The sequence below is a fragment of the Aeromonas sp. PI_26 genome (genome assembly GCF_027854445.1).
In the GTDB taxonomy this organism is placed as follows: Bacteria; Pseudomonadota; Gammaproteobacteria; order Enterobacterales; family Aeromonadaceae; genus Aeromonas; species Aeromonas veronii.
Genome location: NZ_JAJNOE010000001.1, coordinates 233,387 through 249,105, shown reverse-complemented (window position 1 = coordinate 249,105; position 15,719 = coordinate 233,387). Strand labels below are relative to the sequence as shown.

Sequence of the window (15,719 nt, the reverse complement as noted above, 5' to 3'; positions counted from 1 at the left end):
TGATTAAGAATTGCTCGTTCAGCGCAATCGAATTATCCCGCTGCCTTTGCAAGCGCCCCTCCCTCACACTTGAACCATCAACTGAAGGAGACACATCATGCATGCACGTAGCGAACAGATGGCTGACTATATTGCCGATCGTCTCGAGTTCATCACCTTTCTCGCCTGTTGCAGTGCCCTGCTGGCCCTGCTGACCGGCATGAGTGGCCAACAGGCACTGGCCTTTACCGCCCTGAACCTGCCGTTTGGCCTCGGCATTTTGCTGGCGATGGCGATGCTGGCCCCCCTGCCCGCCCACTGGCGGCTGCCGGGGATCACCTTGCTGCTGGCAGGTTGCGCTCTGATGACCCTGCAACTGGGGGGGGAGTGGCTCAATCCGCTGGCCATCTGGAGCCTCTACGCCCTGCTCGGGCTGGAGATCATCTGGCAAGCGCGCCCCCGCGCCGTGCTGGCCACCCGCGCTCGCCAATAACAGGGCTGACGATCGCCGGTAAATGGAGGGCTGTGATGGCTGACGCCGGTGGCAAATTGGGGTACTCTTGCGCCCCGATTTGCTACCACCCTTGGCGTTAACAACCTTCGCCATCACTCCCAGGAGCGCCCCGATGAAAAAAGCCTGTGCCCAGCACATTCTGGTCAAGACCGAAAAACAGTGTCTGGAGATCAAGGAGAAGATCGAGAAGGGAGCCGACTTCGGCCAGATGGCCAAGCGCTTCTCCACCTGCGCCTCCTCAAAACGCAGCGGCGATCTGGGGGAGTTCAATAAAGGGGATATGGTCAAGCCCTTTGACGATGCCGTCTTCAAGGGCGAACTGCTCAAGGTGCTGGGGCCGGTGCGCACCAAGTTCGGCTTCCATCTGATCAAAGTGCTCTATCGCAACTAAGTCACCTCAACTGACCATTTTCTCGGTGAAGCTCCCGTCAGGCGGGCTTCACCTCCCTCTGCATTCCCCTCGCAAAACTGACCAAAACCACGCCAAACTCTCATCAATTTACTAACGTTATCAGGCAATTAAGTTTATCCTTCTCGGCATTGTCCACATTCGACGATGGATCCCGTGCTATGCCCCGCTCTTGCTTGTGGCCCCTGCTGGCCTGGTTACTCCCGCTCGCTGGCGCCCTCGGCAGCCGCCTTCATCTCTGGCCCTGGTGGATCGGTTTTGCGATCTGTCTCATCGGAGCCCTTGTCTCCCTGATCTTGCTGGTACGCCTGCCGTGGAGCCGCAACCGCTATGCCAGCGGCCTTGGCGCCTTGCCACTGCTGCTACCGCTGACCTTTGTGGCACAGGCGCTGCGCATGCCGCTGATCAACGATGTGAGCACAGATCCCTACAATCCCCCCCAACTGCGCTGGGCGGCAGAGCTCAGAACGGCGCAGGGTCTGCCAATAAAAAGCGCACCGCTGAAAGCAGTTGAGGCAAAACCCGGTCCTCTCTTTACCAGGGCCTCTCCTGCCGAAGTGGTGATTGAAGCCAACGAACTGATGCAGGAGCTGGGCTGGCAGGTACGACCCAGCCCCGACGGTCTGGATGCGGTGGTTACCACCGGCTGGTTCGGCTTTCAGGATGATGTGGCGCTGCGGGTCTTTGCCGGCCCCAAAGAGACTCGCATCGATATGCGATCAGCCTCCCGTCAGGGACAAAGCGATCTGGGCACCAACCGGGAGCGGATCGAGGATTTCCTGACCCGCCTGAACGAGCGGTTGGGCCAAGCCTACAAACCTAATTTGAAACCGTAAGAGTGAAACAACAAGAAGGTAACTGATGCGCGTTGAGGTCAAACCCGACCGGGAATATGCCTGGTTTATCCGCCCCTTTTTCTGGCTGCAAAAGCGCAACTATGGTCAGGTGCTTATTCCGGGCAAATGCTGGGGCCGCTCGCCGCGTCTCTTTGCCGCCGTCGCCACCCTCTACGGCGTCATCAACCGCAAGCGCTCCCCCATCGACCCCGTGCTGCGCTCGCTGGTGACGGTGCGGGTCTCCCAGCTCAACTGGTGTCGTTTTTGCGTCGACATCAACGCCATGACCCTGGTAAAGAGAGCCGGCTCCAGCGAGAAGGTGGAGGCGCTGGCCAACTGGCGCGAAAGCCCCTTGTTTGACGAGCGGGAAAAAGCGGTGCTCGACTACACCGAAGCGATGACTGGCCTCGATGGAGTCAGCGATGAGCAGGCGGCCCGCCTCAAACCCTGGTTCGATGACGACGCCATGGTGGAACTGACCGGCCTTATCGCCTTCCAGAACATGTCAGCCAAGTTCAACGCCGCCCTCGATATCGCGCCGCAGGGCTTCTGTCAGCTGCCGGTGCAGCCGGAACGCCCCGCACAGCCAGACAGCAAGGACGCCTGATGAACCGGACCCGCCTGCTGCTTGCACTGGTGATGGGGAGCCTTATCGGCACCTTTTTTGCCCTCGATCTCGGTCGTTACCTCACTCTGGACGCCTTGCAGGCCCAGCAGGCGGCAGTGGCGCAATGGGTCGACAGCCACTTTGTCTCGGCCAGCCTGCTGTTCGTGCTTATCTATGTGCTGAGCACCGCTCTCTCCCTGCCCGGTGCCAGCCTGCTCACCCTGGGTGGCAGCGCTGTGTTCGGCGTCGCCTGGGGGCTGCTGCTGGTCTCCTTTGCCAGCACCATAGGCGCAACCCTGGCCTTTCTCAGCGCCCGTTTTCTGCTGCGCGACTGGGTCACCGCCCGCTTTGGCGACAAGCTGGCCACCTTTCAGTCCGGCATGGCGAAGGAGGGGGCCTTCTATCTGCTGAGCCTGCGCCTCATCCCCATCTTCCCCTTCTTTCTGGTCAATCTGCTGATGGGGCTCACCCCCATCAGAGTCAGCACCTACTACTGGGTCAGCCAGCTTGGCATGCTGCCCGGCACCTTCGTCTATGTACTGGCGGGCAGCGAGCTTGGCCAGTTAACCAGCACCGGCAATATCCTCTCCCCCGGCCTGATGGTCGCGTTGACCCTGCTGGGGCTGATGCCCTGGCTGGTCAAGAAATTGACCGCACACCTCGCCCAACGGCGCCTGCTCGCCCCTTACCGTAAACCCGCTCGCTATGACTACAACCTGCTGGTGATCGGTGCCGGTGCAGGTGGGTTGGTCACCAGCTATATCGCGGCAGCAGTGAAGGCCAAGGTGGCGCTCATCGAGAAGCACAAGATGGGGGGCGATTGCCTCAACAGCGGCTGCGTCCCCTCCAAGGCATTGATCCGAAGCGCCCGCTTTGCCGCAGAGCAGCGTAAAGCCGACGAGCTGGGCTTTAGCCCAAGCCACTCCCGCGCCGATTTTGCCGCCGTGATGGAGCGGGTGGCTGAAGTTATCAAGGAGGTCGAGCCACACGACTCCATCGAACGCTATCAGGGGCTTGGAGTGGAATGCATCGAAGGGGAGGCGCGGCTGGTCTCTCCCTGGGAGGTGGAGGTGAACGGCCAGCGCCTTGCCAGCCGCCATATCGTTATCGCCACTGGCGCTCGGCCGCTGGTGCCCAAGCTGCCGGGGCTGGATCAGGTGCCTTACCTCACCTCGGATAGCCTCTGGCAGCTGCGCACCCCGCCGCGCCGCCTGCTGGTGCTGGGCGGCGGCCCCATCGGCTGCGAGCTGGCCCAGAGCTTCGCCCTGCTCGGCATTCCCGTGACCTTGGTGGAACTCTCGGAGCAACTGCTGCCCCGCGAAGAGAGAGAGGTAGCCGACGCCCTTGCCGGGCAAATGAGCCGAGATGGTGTGCAGCTACTCACCGGCTGGCGCGCCGAACGAGCCGACTATCTGCCCGCAGCCAAGGGGGATCTCCCCATCCGGCTGCAACTGCGCCGGGGCGATGAGACACAAGTGGTGGAAGGGGATCAACTGCTGCTGGCACTGGGTCGGGTCGCCAACGTCAGCGGCTTCGGGCTCGAAGCGTTGGGGGTCGAGCTGGCCCCCCGCGGCACCCTAGCGGTCGATGGCTTCCTTGCCACCAACTTCCCCAGCATACTGGCAGTGGGAGACGTAGCGGGCCCTTACCAGTTCACCCACTTCGCCGCCCATCAGGCCTGGTATGCGGCGGTCAATGCCCTGTTTGGCCAGTTCAAGCGCTTTCGGGCCGACTATCGGGTCATTCCGGCGGCCACCTACACCACGCCGGAGATTGCCCGGGTCGGCCTCAATCGCAAGGAGGCCGAAGCGCAGAGGATCCCCTTCGAGGCGACCCGCTTCGAGCTGGCCGAGCTGGACAGAGCCATCGCCGATGGGGAGCGCCACGGTTTTGTCGAGGTGCTGACCGTGCCGGGCAAGGATACTATCCTTGGCGCCACCATAGTGGGCACTCACGCCGGTGAGCGGATCGCCGAGTTCGTGCTCGCCATGCGTCACCGCCTCGGCCTTGGCAAGATCCTCGGCACCATTCACGCCTATCCCACCCTGATGGAGGGGAACAAATATGTGGCGGGTGAATGGAAAAGGGCCCACCAGCCCACCCGGGTACTGGCGTTGCTGGCCCGTTATCACCGCTGGCGCCGTGGCGCCTGACAACCAGAGAAACGTTTATGCTCAAGCCATTCTCACAACTCAACTCACAGCTCAAACAGCGGCTAAATGTCCTGCTGTGCGCCCTGCCACTGCTGGCCAGCGGCTCGCTGTTGGCGGCCAATCCAGACGGCAACTGGCAACAGACCCTTGAGGAGGCGAAGGGACAGACCGTCTACTTCAACGCCTGGGGCGGCAGCCCGGAGATCAACGCCTATCTGGTGTGGGCCGGGCAGGAGCTGGCGCGCGACTATCAGGTCAAGCTGGTGCAGGTGAAGGTGGATGATATCGCCCAGAGCGTCAGTCAACTGCTGGCCAACAAGCTGGCAGGCAAGCAAGCTGGCGGGCCCATCGATCTGCTCTGGGTCAACGGCGAGAACTTCAAGGTGCTCAAGGAGCAGGGGCTGCTCGGCGCTCCCTTTACCTCCGAGCTGCCCAACATGGCGCTGGTAGACAGCACCCTGCCGGTGAGTGAGGACTTCACCCTGCCGGTGGAAGGGCTGGAAGCCCCCTGGGGCATCGGCCAGCTCAATCTGATGGTCGACACCGAAGAGGTCGCCAGCCAGCCCACCTCGGCATCAGCCCTGCTGGCGTGGGCCAAGGCTCATCCCGGCCGCTTCACCTATCCCAAGCCGCCCCAGTTCCATGGCTCCAGTTTTCTCAAGCAGATCCTGCTGGAATTGACGCCAGACCCCGCCCCCCTCTATCGGGAGGCGACTGAGAGCAACTTTGCCAAGCTCACCGCCCCGCTCTGGGCCTGGCTCGATGAGCTGCATCCGGCGCTCTGGCGCAAGGGCAAACTGTTCCCCACCAGCGCCGCTGAGACCCGCCAGCTGCTCGATGATGGCGAACTGGCCATGGCTATCAGCTTCAATCCAAAGGAGGCGCAAAGCGCCGCCCAGATTGGCGCCCTGCCCCCCAGTGTGGAGGCGATTGCCATGGAGAAAGGGGCGCTCACCAACAGCCATTTTCTCGCCATCCCCTTCAACGCCAGTGCCCGTGCGGGAGCTAAAGTGGTGGCCAACTTTCTGTTAAGTCCGGCGGCGCAGGCGCGCAAGGCCAATCCGGCATTCTGGGGTGATCCCAGCGTGCTGCGGGCCGATGCCCTGCCTGACTCCGCCAAAGGGCAACCGACACTGCGCTTCAAAGCGGTAGCCGAGCCTCACCCCAGCTGGCAGCTCAAACTGGAAGCGGCCTGGGCCGAGCGTTACGGTCACTGATGAGTGCCGCTGGTCACCCGCTTTCCCGCTCCCGACCGTGGCGCCGGTTGACACGCCCCCCCAGTATGAGTATGGGGATGGCGGTCATTTATCTGGTGCTCTTCGTCATCCCATTGCTGGCGGGGCTGTGGCAACTGCTGGCGGAAGGGATGGCCGCCTCTCATCTCGCCTTGCTGCTGGCCCAGCCTGGCCTGTGGCACTCAGCAGCGCTGAGTCTGTGGATTGGCGCCGCCTCGACCCTTGGCAGCCTGCTGATGACCGCCCTGCTGCTGGCCCACAGCGACAGCCGGGCTTTCGGTCTGCTCCGCCGCCTGCTCTCGCCCATGCTGGCAATGCCCCACGTCGCCTTTGCCATCGGTTTTGCTTTTTTGCTCGCCCCCTCCGGCTGGCTGCTACGGCTCGTCTCGCCAGCTCTGACCGGGTTTGAACTGCCTCCCGACTGGCAAACCATTCGCGACCCTCTAGGGCTTGGGCTGATTGCACTGCTCGTTTTCAAGGAGACCCCCTTTTTGCTGCTGATGGCGATGGCCGCGCAGCAACCCATCCTGCTGGCACGCCAGCAGTGGCTGGGGGCGAGCCTCGGTTTCAGCGCGCCCCAGATCTGGTGGCGCCTGCTGCTGCCAGCGCTCTGGCCTGCCCTGCGCCTGCCCATCTATGCGGTGGCGGCCTATGGGGTGGCGGTGGTGGATCTCGCCCAGCTGCTCGGGCCCGATGCCCCCGCTCCGCTGGCGGTGCGGTTGTGGCTCTGGTATCAGGATCCGGATCTGCTCTGGCGCGGCGCCACCGCCAGCGGCGCCCTGCTGCTGCTCGCCATCACGGCGCTGCTGATCGCCATGCTCAGATTACTGGAGTGGCTTCATCAAGAGGTGGGCAAAGGCTGCTGGCTCGATGGCAAACGGGCGGCGCCCCACTCCTTTGCCAACCGGCTCGCAGCAGGCTCTGCACTCACTCTGATCACCCTTAATCTGGCGGTGCTGGCGGCCCTGCTGCTCTGGTCACTGGCGCGCCGTTGGCCCTTTCCCGCCCTCTGGCCCAGCCAGTGGAGCAGTCACTACTGGCTGGATCTGCTGCCAACCCTGCTGCCACTGCTGGTAACCAGCGCACTGCTGGCACTGGTGAGCGGCTTGTTGGCACTGATGATGGCGGTGTGCAGTCTGGAGGCACAAGCCGGCCGCCGCCCCTGGCCACTCTGGCTTATCTGCCTGCCGCTGTTGCTGCCGCAGGCAAGCCTGCTGTTTGGCATCCGGCTCGGGCTGGACTGGCTTGCTCATGACTCGATAAGCAGCGGCATTGGCTGGGGCTGGGTGCTCTGGAGCCAGCTGTTGTTTGTCTTTCCATATGTCTACCTCTGCCTGCACGGCCCCTATCGCCAGTTCGATCCGCGGATCACCCAGAGCGCCCTGCTGCTGGGGGCTACGCTATGGCGAGCCTGGTGGCAGATCAAAGCGCCGCTACTGGCGCGCCCGCTGCTGTTTGCCTTCAGCGTCGGGGCGGCGGTGAGTTTGGCCCAATATCTGCCGACCCTGCTGTTTGGCGCTGGCAGAGTGGTCACCATCACCACCGAAGCGGTGGCCATCGGCAGCGGCCTCAACCGGCGGCTGGCGGGGCTCTACGGCTTGCTGCAACTGCTGTTGCCACTCGTTATCTATCTGCTGGCACTCTGGCTGCCGGCGCGGCTCAATCCGGCGCTCAAGGGGGGCGGCTCACGATGAACTCTGATGATGGAAACAGCCATATGCTGAGCACCACGCCTCTTCGACTTTACCTTGATGAAAATCCGCTGCTTTCACTCCCTGCCCTGCAAGTGGCCCCCGGCGAGGTGCTGACCCTGATGGGACCAAGCGGCTGCGGTAAAAGCTCCCTGCTGGCAGGGCTGGCCGGGGTACTACCGGGCGCACTGACGGGGAGCGGCCCGATCCGGCTGGAGGGGGAGGTAAGGCTCGGCGAGCGGCCACTCAACACCTTGCCTGCGCAAGCACGGCGCATCGGCATGCTGTTTCAGGATGACCTGCTGTTCGACCATCTGACGGTGGCGGAGAACCTGATGTTCGGCATGCCTGCGATCATCAAGGGAAAACGTGCGCGGCGGGAAAAGGCGTTGGCCGCATTGGCGCAGGTCGCGCTGGCGGATCAGGCTGACAAGCTGCCGCAACTGCTATCGGGGGGTCAGCGGGCGCGGGTCAGCCTGCTGCGGGCACTGTTGGCCGAACCCGACGCCCTGCTGCTGGACGAGCCCTTCTCCCGCCTCGACAAGCCACTGCGGGCCGCCTTTCGCGAGCTGGTATTCGCGCAGATCAAGGCGCTGACCATCCCCGCCATCCTGGTGACCCACGATGCGGAAGACGCGCCGGGCACCATACTCCACCTCACCGAATCCTGTTTTTGACCGAGGAGTTCACCTTGTTTGATCGCCATCTGATCCCCGTGATCCGCAGCCCCCTCACACAGCTCGCCAAGCCGCTCTGCCGTGCCGGGATCAGTGCCAACCAGATAAGCCTCACCGGCTTTGCCATCGGCATGCTGGCGCTGCCGCTGCTGGCCTTTGGCTGCTATCCGTGGGCGCTCGCGGCCATCCTGCTCAACCGGCTGCTGGACGGGCTTGATGGCGCTGTGGCGCGGGAAACCGGCATCACCGACTGCGGCGGCTTTCTCGACATCACGCTGGATTTTATCTTCTACGCCGCCGTGGTGCTGGGCTTTGCCCTCGCCGCCCCTGCCAATGCGCTGCCCGCCGCCACCCTGCTGTTTGCCTTTATGGGCACCGGCTCGAGCTTTCTGGCATTTGCCATCATGGCGGGCAAGCGGGGGATCGACAATCCGGTCTACCACCACAAATCCCTCTACTATCTGGGCGGCCTCACCGAGGGGAGCGAGACCATCGCCCTCTTTGTGCTGATGTGCTTGTGGCCCGCCGCCTTCGCCCCGCTCGCCTACGGCTTTGCCCTGCTCTGCGCCATCACCACCCTGACCCGACTCTGGAGCGGCTACCACACCCTGCGTCCCCCCCAGCCCTAAACAGCACAGCCCTCACCGGAGGGCTAATCCATCGCACGATGAATTGGCGGCAAACAAGGCGCACGGAACACTTGCACGGGGATGACAATGTTTTACCATTGCGACACTTTTATCAGTCTCTTTGAGAACCCTATGCGTCGCCTTGCCTCTCTTCTCACTCTGTCATTATTCCCCCTGCTCGGTGGCTGCAGCAGCGCCCCCGCGTCAAAACCCGTGGTCGTCCCCCAACCCAAGAGCGCCTTTATCAATCAGGCGCCATCGAGCAAACCCGTTTATACACAAGGGGTTAGCAAGGGGGACTTCGCCAATCGCCCCAACGTGGACAGGTTCGTCCAGAAAATGGTCGAGAAGCACGGTTTTGACAACGCCCAGCTGCATCAGGTGCTGGCACAGGCAGAGCGTTACGACTGGATCATCCGCCTGATGGATGCCCAGGCGCCGACCACCGCCAAGCCCACCGGCCCGACCGGTGCCTGGAACCGCTATCGCGCCAAGTTCATCACCCCCGACAACGTACAGAACGGCGTCAACTTCTGGCGTGAATACGCAAGCGAGCTGAACCGGGCGGAGCAGATCTACGGGGTGCCGCCGGAGATCATCGTCGGCATTATCGGGGTCGAGACCCGCTGGGGCCGGGTGATGGGCAAGACCCGCATTCTGGATGCACTGGCCACGCTGGCGTTTGATTACCCGCGCCGTGCCGAGTTCTTCACGAGCGAATTGGAAGCCTTCCTGGTGATGACCCGCGACGAGGGGATGGATCCCACCGAACCCAAGGGCTCCTATGCGGGCGCCATGGGCTACGGCCAGTTTATGCCCTCCAGCTTCCAGCGCTATGCGGTGGACTTTGACGGCAACGGCCACACCAACCTGTGGGATCCGGTGGATGCTATCGGCAGCGTCGCCAACTACTTCAAGGCCCACGGCTGGGAGAAAGGTCAACCGGTCGCGGTGCGCGGTCAGGGCCAACTGCCCGGCTATGAGCATGGCTTCCAGACCCGCTACCCCATCGCCACCCTGCGCCGCGCAGGGCTGACGCCAACCAGCAGCCTGGGCAACCACAGCGAAGCGAGCCTGCTACGCCTCGATGTCGGCACCGGCTACCAATACTGGTACGGCCTGCCCAACTTCTACACAATCACCCGTTACAACCACAGCACCCACTACGCCATGGCGGTGTGGCAGCTGGGGCTGGCGGTGAAGGCAGCGCGCTGACAGACCGCGAGCAGCAGATAAAAAAAGGAGCCTTAACGGCTCCTTTTTATACCAATTACTTTATTTATTCACGGTAGATTGACCCGAAATCAGACCCCGGCCTTGGCCAGTGCCGCGGAGACGATCTGCTGGGCCTCTTGCTGGATGAGGTCGAGGTGCGCGTCGCCCTTGAAGCTCTCCATATAGATCTTGTAGATGGACTCGGTGCCGGAGGGGCGCGCCGCGAACCAGCCGTTCTCGGTCACCACCTTGAGACCGCCGATGGCAGCATCGTTGCCCGGCGCCTTGGTCAGCTTGGCGATGATGGGCTCACCGGCCAGGGTGGAGGCTTCTACCAGAGCAGGATCCAGCTTGGAGAGCACCGCTTTCTGGGCGCTGTTGGCCGGGGCGTCAATACGGCGATAGCTGGAGCGGCCGAACTTGGTTTCCAGTGCATCGTAGTGGGCTTGCGGATCCTTGCCGGTGACCGCCAGAATTTCCGCCGCCAGCAGCGCCAGAATGAAGCCATCCTTATCGGTGGTCCAGACGGTGCCATCTTTGCGCAGGAAGGAGGCGCCCGCGCTCTCCTCGCCACCAAAGCCGAACTCCCCGCTGTAGAGGCCATCCACGAACCACTTGAAGCCGACCGGCACCTCTTTCAGGGTACGGCCAATCTCGCCGGCCACCCGGTCGATCATGGAGGAAGAGACCAGCGTCTTGCCGACGGCTGCATCGGCAGACCAGCCGGTGCGATGGGTAAACAGATACTGGATTGCCACCGCCAGATAGTGGTTCGGGTTCATCAGGCCGGACTTGGTAACGATGCCGTGACGGTCGTAGTCAGGGTCGTTGCCAAGGGCGATGTCGAACTTGTCCTTGAGAGCGATCAGGCTGGCCATGGCGAACGGGCTGGAGCAGTCCATCCGGATCTTGCCATCTTTATCTAGGGTCATGAAGGAGAAGGTCGGGTCGACCTTGTAGTTCACCACCTCGATATTCAGGCCATAGGTCTTGGCGATGACGTCCCAGTAGGCAACGCCGGAGCCACCCAGCGGATCGACACCGATCTTGATGCCCGCGTTCTTGATGGCATCCATATCCAGCACGTTCTTCAGATCATCCACATAGGGGGTGACATAGTCGTGCAGGGCCACGAACGGGCTCTTGAGCGCCTCGGCGAACGGCATCCGTTTCACGCCGGCCAGACCCGCTTCCAGAATGGCGTTGGCGCGGTCCTCCACCCACTTGGTGATCTCCCCTTCGGCAGGGCCACCGTGGGGCGGGTTGTACTTGAAGCCACCATCCTCCGGCGGGTTGTGGGACGGGGTGATCACCACGCCGTCAGCACGAGCAGCAGGATTGCCAGCATTGTGGCGCAGGATGGCGTGAGAGATGACCGGGGTCGGGGTAAAGCCGAGGCCAGCCTGAATGCGGGTTTCAACGCCGTTGGCGGCCAGCACTTCGACGGCGCTGGCAAAGGCGGATTCGGACAGGGCGTGAGTATCCATGCCGACAAACAGCGGGCCAGTGATACCGGCCTGCTGGCGATACTCCACCAAGGCCTGAGTCACCGCCAGAATATGGGATTCGGTAAAGGCACTGTGCAGGGCGCTGCCGCGGTGGCCGGAGGTACCGAAGGCAACTCGCTGCTCGGGGCGGCTCATGTCCGGCTTGTTGAGGTAGTAGGCGCTGACCAGACGGGGGATGTTGGTCAGGTCGCTTAAACGGGCCGGTTGACCGGCGTGGGAATGCTGAGCCATGGCGTTTTCCTTGCGTAATGGCGGCCTTGCCGGGCAAGGCCTGAGTCTTGAAGAATCGTTAAATGGCGCCACACACCTGTGCGATCACCTCTTCGCCATAGCCCATGCTGACCATCAGCTGGGCCACCATATTCTGCTTGCGGCTGGTGTTGGTGTTGGTGATCACCCAGAACGGGGTCTTCGGTACCGGCTTGGGCTTGGTGGTGCTGCCACTGGCACGCAGAGCCTCGGGATCCTGCGAGAAATAGACGCGCTTGCGCCCCTTGATTTCGGTGGCTTGGGTAAACCCGACCGGATCGTCCCGGTAGAGGGTACTGAGCACCTGCATGAAGCGGTTGATGGACTTCTCTTCCCTTTGCAGCTCACCGGAATCGAGCAGGGCTTGCAGCCCTTGTTGGGTGGCTACCGCACTGGGCTGCGCGACGGTAACGGGCTCGGCAACCGGCACACGTTGGTGAGCAGGCTGTTCCAGCAGACGGCGCAGGATATCGGAGGCACTCTCACCGATGTGCCGGGTCTGGCTGGCGATATAGAAGTAGAGATCGTCATCAAGCTCGATGGTTTTCATAGGGATGCGCTGGACTCGTCGAAATTCGGATGCGGCGATTATACATAGGCAAACCCGACAGCCCAAGCAAGGGGCTGGCAGATGTACATGAATCTCATCGAGAATACGGCATAATAGCGGGCCAAGTGTGTGATCAGCCGCACTGATAGCCAATCCGGACGGGATTTTTTAGAAAAAAAACCACATAAAATCCCAATCCATTGGACGAAATCCTTTTCTTTCCAGTGCGTTAAATAAAACAGCGATACGCCCCCACGACCGACAAGGTGTCATTTTGCAACAAAACAGCATATTGAACTTCAAGGAGCAGGGTCAGGGCCCGGCCATCATTCTGATCCACGGGCTGTTCGGCAGCCTCGATAACCTGGGCCTGCTGGCCCGCGCCCTCGTCGAGCACTATCGGGTCATCAGCGTCGATCTGCGCAACCACGGTGCCTCCTTTCATAGCAGCGAGATGAGCTATCCGGCCCAGGCAGCCGATATCCTGACCCTGATGGATCGGCTGAATATTGCCGAAGCGACCCTGATTGGCCACTCGATGGGGGGCAAGGTGGCGATGCAGGTCGCCAAGCTGGCGCCAGAGCGGGTGACCAAGCTGGTGGTGGCCGACATGGCGCCGGTCGCCTATCCCCACTCCCGCCACCAGAATGTCTTTGCCGGACTCAACGCCACACTACGCACGCCGCCGCAAAGCCGCAGTGAAGCGGAAGCCATGCTGGCGCAGCATATCGAGATCGCCGGGGTACGCCAGTTCCTGCTCAAATCCTTCGCCAAAGGTGAATATGGCTGGGGTTGGCGCTTCAATGTGCCCGCCCTTGAGCAAAACTACGCCAACATCATGGGCTGGCCAGAGGATGAGCATCGCTTCGAGGGGCCAGTGCTCTTTATCAAAGGGGGGGATTCTGACTATATGCAGCCCCAATACAGCGAGACGGCACTGGCCCAATTCCCGGCGGCAAAGGTGCGTGTCATCACGGGTACCGGCCACTGGTTGCATGCGGAAAAACCGGCTCTGTTCAACAAATTGGTTGTGGATTTCCTGTCGACAGGCGGTTAACAGTTTCAAATCCTTTGTGATATAGTGCGCCCGTCATAAGGAGTGTGCGCAATCCATGCTAAGTGAACATATCGACCTGATCGAAAGTTTGGGCCTCAAGTTATTCTTTGTGGCCATTTTCATATTGATTGGCCTGGCCATTCAGGACGTGCTCAAGCGCGGCAACGTGCCCCGTTTCGGTCGTTTTATCGTCTGGTTGGTACTGTTTCTGGGTTGTGCGGGTTTTGTCGCCAAGGGGCTGATCGAACTGGGCTGGGAAGGCTCAGGACTCGGCTAACTTATTTTCATCTGTGATGTATGGCCAAACAGCAAACTGATCGAACAACACTGGATCTGTTCGCAAATGAGAAGCGCCCCGGCAGGCCAAAGACCAATCCACTCCCCCGCGAGACCCAGCTCAAGATCAACAAGCGTAACCAGCTTAAGCGCGATCGGGAAAATGGGCTGAAGCGGGTAGAGTTAAAGGTGGAGGCCGAGTTGCTGGAGCGCCTGAACCAACTTGCGTTACAACAGAACATCAGCCGAGCCGAGCTGATCCAATCTATCCTGAAACAACAGATTGAGTCCGCCTTTGCGGTGGACATTGCAGTCTGAGCGTTGAGCATTAACACCAAATACGGGTAACTAAACACTATGGCAAGTGTAGGTCTGTTTTTTGGCAGCGATACCGGTAACACCGAAGCTGTCGCCAAGATGATCCAGAAAGAACTGGGCAAACAACTGATTGAAGTCCGTGACATTGCCAAGAGCAGCAAGGCCGACATCGAGAGCTTTGATCTGCTGATGTTCGGCATCCCGACTTGGTACTACGGCGAAGCCCAGGCCGACTGGGACGACTTCTTCCCCGATCTGGGCGAAATCGACTTCACCAACAAGCTGGTCGCCATCTTCGGTTGCGGTGATCAGGAAGACTATTCCGAGTACTTCCTCGACGCCATGGGCACCCTGCGTGACATCGTCGAAGCCAAAGGCGCCATCATCATCGGTCACTGGCCGACTGCCGGCTACGAGTTCGAAGCCTCCAAGGCGCTGGTTGATGACAAGCACTTTGTCGGTCTGGGTATTGATGAAGATCGCCAGCCGGAGCTGACCGCCGAGCGCGTCAAGGGCTGGTGCAAGCAACTGCACGAAGAGATGTGCCTGGGCGAGCTGGAGTAATCCGCTTCCCCTCATATCTCTGACAACAAGGGCCCCGACGGGGCCCTTGTTGTATCTGCTTGTTGCGATGCCTGCCTTTATTCTTCCCTGTTATTCACCTCTGTGCTCCGGTTTGGCTCGCACATAGAGGGTGCGCTTGACCTGCGCAACCAGTTCGCCGCTTTTGTCCTGTACCGTGACCTCGAATTCTGGGAAGTGCTTGTTGCCACCTTCGGTCGCCGCCACGATTTCGGCCAGCTTGCCCTCGGTCAGGTTAAACTCGGCCACCAGCTTGCCCTTGCCCGGCTTGATGTAGTTGATACTGCCCGCCTTGTCCCAGACGTAGTAGCGATTCTTGAAGTAGCCCATCAGCATCAGCGGATAGATGGGGTCCGTCATGGCAAACATGCTGCCGCCAAACTGGGTGCGGTTGGCGTTCTTGTTCCACCAGCGGGATTTCAGGGTAACCCGGCAGTAGCGAAAGTCATCGCTCAGGGTCTCTATCTTGATACCGGCGCCCCAGAAAGGGGGCCAGGCGTTGAGTGCGCGGCGCACCCAGGCCGCATTGTCAAAAAGCCAATCCATGGATCTCATCCGACCAGAATATGAAAGTTACATCTTATCAACATCTGCCATGCCAGCAAGTCGGACGACACGATTGATTATTTCAATCCAACCGGCCATTTATGGCTAAACCCCTTGAATTGCTGGGTTTATTTTTAGGGAGGCTACGACCTATAATGACAGGCCAAGCGAGTTCAAGGTTGCCATTCCTGCGGCAGTCCATCAGAATAACCCCACCTTCGAGAATGCGAATAAGTAGAATATGGCAGACAACAACCAAGCGTTAAAAAAGGCCGGGCTCAAGATCACCTTGCCCCGGGTCAAAATCCTGGAAATCCTGCAACAGCCGGACTGCCAGCACACCAGCGCCGAAGATCTCTATAAACGACTGATCGACCTGGGTGAAGAGATTGGTCTCGCTACCGTCTATCGCGTTCTCAACCAGTTTGATGATGCCGGTATCGTTACCCGTCACCACTTCGAAGGTGGCAAGTCGGTATTCGAGCTGGCCACTCAGGAGCACCACGACCACCTGGTTTGCCTCGACTGCGGCAAGGTGATCGAGTTCTCCGACGAAGTTATCGAACAGCGCCAGCGCGAGATCGCCAAGAAATTCAATATCCGTCTCACCAACCACAGCCTCTACCTCTACGGTCACTGTGCTACCGGTGAGTGCAAGCACGACGAATAAGTCGCCCGCGACTTGCAG

At 60.9% G+C, this 15,719-nt stretch carries 18 protein-coding genes; 15 read left to right on the top strand and 3 right to left on the bottom strand.

Features of this window, described 5'->3' with window-relative positions:
• Positions 1-97 precede the first annotated feature (97 nt).
• The 10 genes from LRL22_RS01095 (at position 98) to mltB (ending at position 9,945) form a co-directional block, all read left to right on the top strand.
• A complete protein-coding gene (locus LRL22_RS01095) occupies positions 98-472 on the top strand; it encodes a hypothetical protein (protein WP_033136756.1) in 375 nt (124 codons plus the stop codon).
• 133 nt (positions 473-605) lie between these two features.
• Positions 606-884: a peptidylprolyl isomerase gene (locus LRL22_RS01090; RefSeq protein ID WP_033136755.1), complete on the top strand. Its 279-nt coding sequence runs from the start codon at positions 606-608 to the stop codon at positions 882-884.
• A 179-nt stretch (positions 885-1,063) separates the two neighbouring features.
• Positions 1,064-1,738, top strand: coding sequence for a DUF1499 domain-containing protein (locus LRL22_RS01085; RefSeq protein ID WP_270904507.1), 675 nt, complete (start codon positions 1,064-1,066; stop codon positions 1,736-1,738).
• 25 nt (positions 1,739-1,763) lie between these two features.
• Positions 1,764-2,345 carry a carboxymuconolactone decarboxylase family protein gene (locus LRL22_RS01080; RefSeq protein ID WP_021231092.1) on the top strand — a complete coding sequence of 194 codons (582 nt, stop codon included), beginning with the start codon at positions 1,764-1,766 and terminating at the stop codon, positions 2,343-2,345.
• Positions 2,345-4,498, top strand: a complete 2,154-nt coding sequence (locus LRL22_RS01075) for an FAD-dependent oxidoreductase (RefSeq protein ID WP_270904506.1) — start codon at positions 2,345-2,347, stop codon at positions 4,496-4,498. Before LRL22_RS01080 ends, LRL22_RS01075 begins: the two co-directional genes overlap by 1 nt.
• Before the next feature lie 17 nt (positions 4,499-4,515).
• Complete coding sequence (locus LRL22_RS01070) at positions 4,516-5,715, top strand: ABC transporter substrate-binding protein (protein WP_270904505.1); 1,200 nt, start codon at positions 4,516-4,518, stop codon at positions 5,713-5,715.
• Positions 5,715-7,427, top strand: coding sequence for an ABC transporter permease (locus LRL22_RS01065; RefSeq protein ID WP_425292784.1), 1,713 nt, complete (start codon positions 5,715-5,717; stop codon positions 7,425-7,427). The genes LRL22_RS01070 and LRL22_RS01065 overlap by 1 nt, the downstream gene beginning before the upstream one ends.
• 23 nt (positions 7,428-7,450) lie before the next feature.
• Complete coding sequence (locus LRL22_RS01060) at positions 7,451-8,101, top strand: ATP-binding cassette domain-containing protein (RefSeq protein ID WP_270904503.1); 651 nt, start codon at positions 7,451-7,453, stop codon at positions 8,099-8,101.
• Positions 8,102-8,115: 14 nt separating this feature from the next.
• The gene (locus LRL22_RS01055) at positions 8,116-8,730 is read left to right on the top strand and encodes a CDP-alcohol phosphatidyltransferase family protein (RefSeq protein ID WP_259586522.1); all 615 of its coding nucleotides are present in this window, start codon (positions 8,116-8,118) and stop codon (positions 8,728-8,730) included.
• 132 nt (positions 8,731-8,862) lie between these two features.
• Positions 8,863-9,945 (top strand): lytic murein transglycosylase B, encoded by a 1,083-nt coding sequence (mltB, locus tag LRL22_RS01050; RefSeq protein WP_270904502.1) that lies wholly within the window; start codon positions 8,863-8,865, stop codon positions 9,943-9,945.
• Positions 9,946-10,034: 89 nt separating this feature from the next.
• Here mltB and pgm read toward each other — a convergent pair whose 3' ends face one another.
• Both pgm and seqA read right to left on the bottom strand, forming a co-directional pair.
• Positions 10,035-11,684: a phosphoglucomutase (alpha-D-glucose-1,6-bisphosphate-dependent) gene (pgm, locus tag LRL22_RS01045; protein WP_270904501.1), complete on the bottom strand. Its 1,650-nt coding sequence runs from the start codon at positions 11,682-11,684 to the stop codon at positions 10,035-10,037.
• Positions 11,685-11,742: 58 nt separating this feature from the next.
• Complete coding sequence (seqA, locus tag LRL22_RS01040; protein ID WP_270904500.1) at positions 11,743-12,252, bottom strand: replication initiation negative regulator SeqA; 510 nt, start codon at positions 12,250-12,252, stop codon at positions 11,743-11,745.
• Between the two features lie 274 nt (positions 12,253-12,526).
• On the opposite strand from seqA, the gene LRL22_RS01035 reads away from it, so the two are divergent.
• Genes LRL22_RS01035 through fldA form a run of 4 tightly spaced genes read left to right on the top strand, consistent with a single transcriptional unit; the run spans position 12,527 to position 14,467 of the window.
• Positions 12,527-13,309 carry an alpha/beta fold hydrolase gene (locus tag LRL22_RS01035; protein WP_270904499.1) on the top strand — a complete coding sequence of 261 codons (783 nt, stop codon included), beginning with the start codon at positions 12,527-12,529 and terminating at the stop codon, positions 13,307-13,309.
• 55 nt (positions 13,310-13,364) lie between these two features.
• Positions 13,365-13,586: a DUF2788 domain-containing protein gene (locus LRL22_RS01030; protein ID WP_005334296.1), complete on the top strand. Its 222-nt coding sequence runs from the start codon at positions 13,365-13,367 to the stop codon at positions 13,584-13,586.
• A 20-nt stretch (positions 13,587-13,606) separates the two neighbouring features.
• A complete protein-coding gene (ybfE, locus tag LRL22_RS01025) occupies positions 13,607-13,903 on the top strand; it encodes a LexA regulated protein (protein WP_005334297.1) in 297 nt (98 codons plus the stop codon).
• 39 nt (positions 13,904-13,942) lie between these two features.
• A complete protein-coding gene (gene fldA / locus LRL22_RS01020; RefSeq protein WP_270904498.1) occupies positions 13,943-14,467 on the top strand; it encodes a flavodoxin FldA in 525 nt (174 codons plus the stop codon).
• Positions 14,468-14,557: 90 nt separating this feature from the next.
• On the opposite strand, the gene LRL22_RS01015 is transcribed toward fldA, so the two are convergent.
• Positions 14,558-15,031, bottom strand: a complete 474-nt coding sequence (locus LRL22_RS01015; protein ID WP_005334300.1) for a DUF4442 domain-containing protein — start codon at positions 15,029-15,031, stop codon at positions 14,558-14,560.
• A 241-nt stretch (positions 15,032-15,272) separates the two neighbouring features.
• Between LRL22_RS01015 and fur the strand changes: the two genes are divergently transcribed.
• Entirely contained in the window at positions 15,273-15,701 is a 429-nt protein-coding gene (fur, locus tag LRL22_RS01010) for a ferric iron uptake transcriptional regulator (RefSeq protein WP_005334301.1), read from the top strand.
• The last annotated feature ends 18 nt before the right edge of the window (positions 15,702-15,719 follow it).

What these genes read in the sequence shown, in the direction of transcription:
- LRL22_RS01095 (WP_033136756.1), top strand. Translation starts at nt 98, where the DNA reads ATGCATGCACGTAGCGAACAGATGGCTGACTATATTGCCGATCGTCTC.
- LRL22_RS01090 (WP_033136755.1), top strand. Translation starts at nt 606, where the DNA reads ATGAAAAAAGCCTGTGCCCAGCACATTCTGGTCAAGACCGAAAAACAG.
- LRL22_RS01085 (WP_270904507.1), top strand. Translation starts at nt 1,064, where the DNA reads ATGCCCCGCTCTTGCTTGTGGCCCCTGCTGGCCTGGTTACTCCCGCTC.
- LRL22_RS01080 (WP_021231092.1), top strand. Translation starts at nt 1,764, where the DNA reads ATGCGCGTTGAGGTCAAACCCGACCGGGAATATGCCTGGTTTATCCGC.
- LRL22_RS01075 (WP_270904506.1), top strand. Translation starts at nt 2,345, where the DNA reads ATGAACCGGACCCGCCTGCTGCTTGCACTGGTGATGGGGAGCCTTATC.
- LRL22_RS01070 (WP_270904505.1), top strand. Translation starts at nt 4,516, where the DNA reads ATGCTCAAGCCATTCTCACAACTCAACTCACAGCTCAAACAGCGGCTA.
- LRL22_RS01065 (WP_425292784.1), top strand. Translation starts at nt 5,715, where the DNA reads ATGAGTGCCGCTGGTCACCCGCTTTCCCGCTCCCGACCGTGGCGCCGG.
- LRL22_RS01060 (WP_270904503.1), top strand. Translation starts at nt 7,451, where the DNA reads ATGCTGAGCACCACGCCTCTTCGACTTTACCTTGATGAAAATCCGCTG.
- mltB (WP_270904502.1), top strand. Translation starts at nt 8,863, where the DNA reads ATGCGTCGCCTTGCCTCTCTTCTCACTCTGTCATTATTCCCCCTGCTC.
- pgm (WP_270904501.1), bottom strand. Translation starts at nt 11,684, where the DNA reads ATGGCTCAGCATTCCCACGCCGGTCAACCGGCCCGTTTAAGCGACCTG.
- seqA (WP_270904500.1), bottom strand. Translation starts at nt 12,252, where the DNA reads ATGAAAACCATCGAGCTTGATGACGATCTCTACTTCTATATCGCCAGC.
- LRL22_RS01030 (WP_005334296.1), top strand. Translation starts at nt 13,365, where the DNA reads ATGCTAAGTGAACATATCGACCTGATCGAAAGTTTGGGCCTCAAGTTA.
- ybfE (WP_005334297.1), top strand. Translation starts at nt 13,607, where the DNA reads ATGGCCAAACAGCAAACTGATCGAACAACACTGGATCTGTTCGCAAAT.
- fldA (WP_270904498.1), top strand. Translation starts at nt 13,943, where the DNA reads ATGGCAAGTGTAGGTCTGTTTTTTGGCAGCGATACCGGTAACACCGAA.
- LRL22_RS01015 (WP_005334300.1), bottom strand. Translation starts at nt 15,031, where the DNA reads ATGGATTGGCTTTTTGACAATGCGGCCTGGGTGCGCCGCGCACTCAAC.
- fur (WP_005334301.1), top strand. Translation starts at nt 15,273, where the DNA reads ATGGCAGACAACAACCAAGCGTTAAAAAAGGCCGGGCTCAAGATCACC.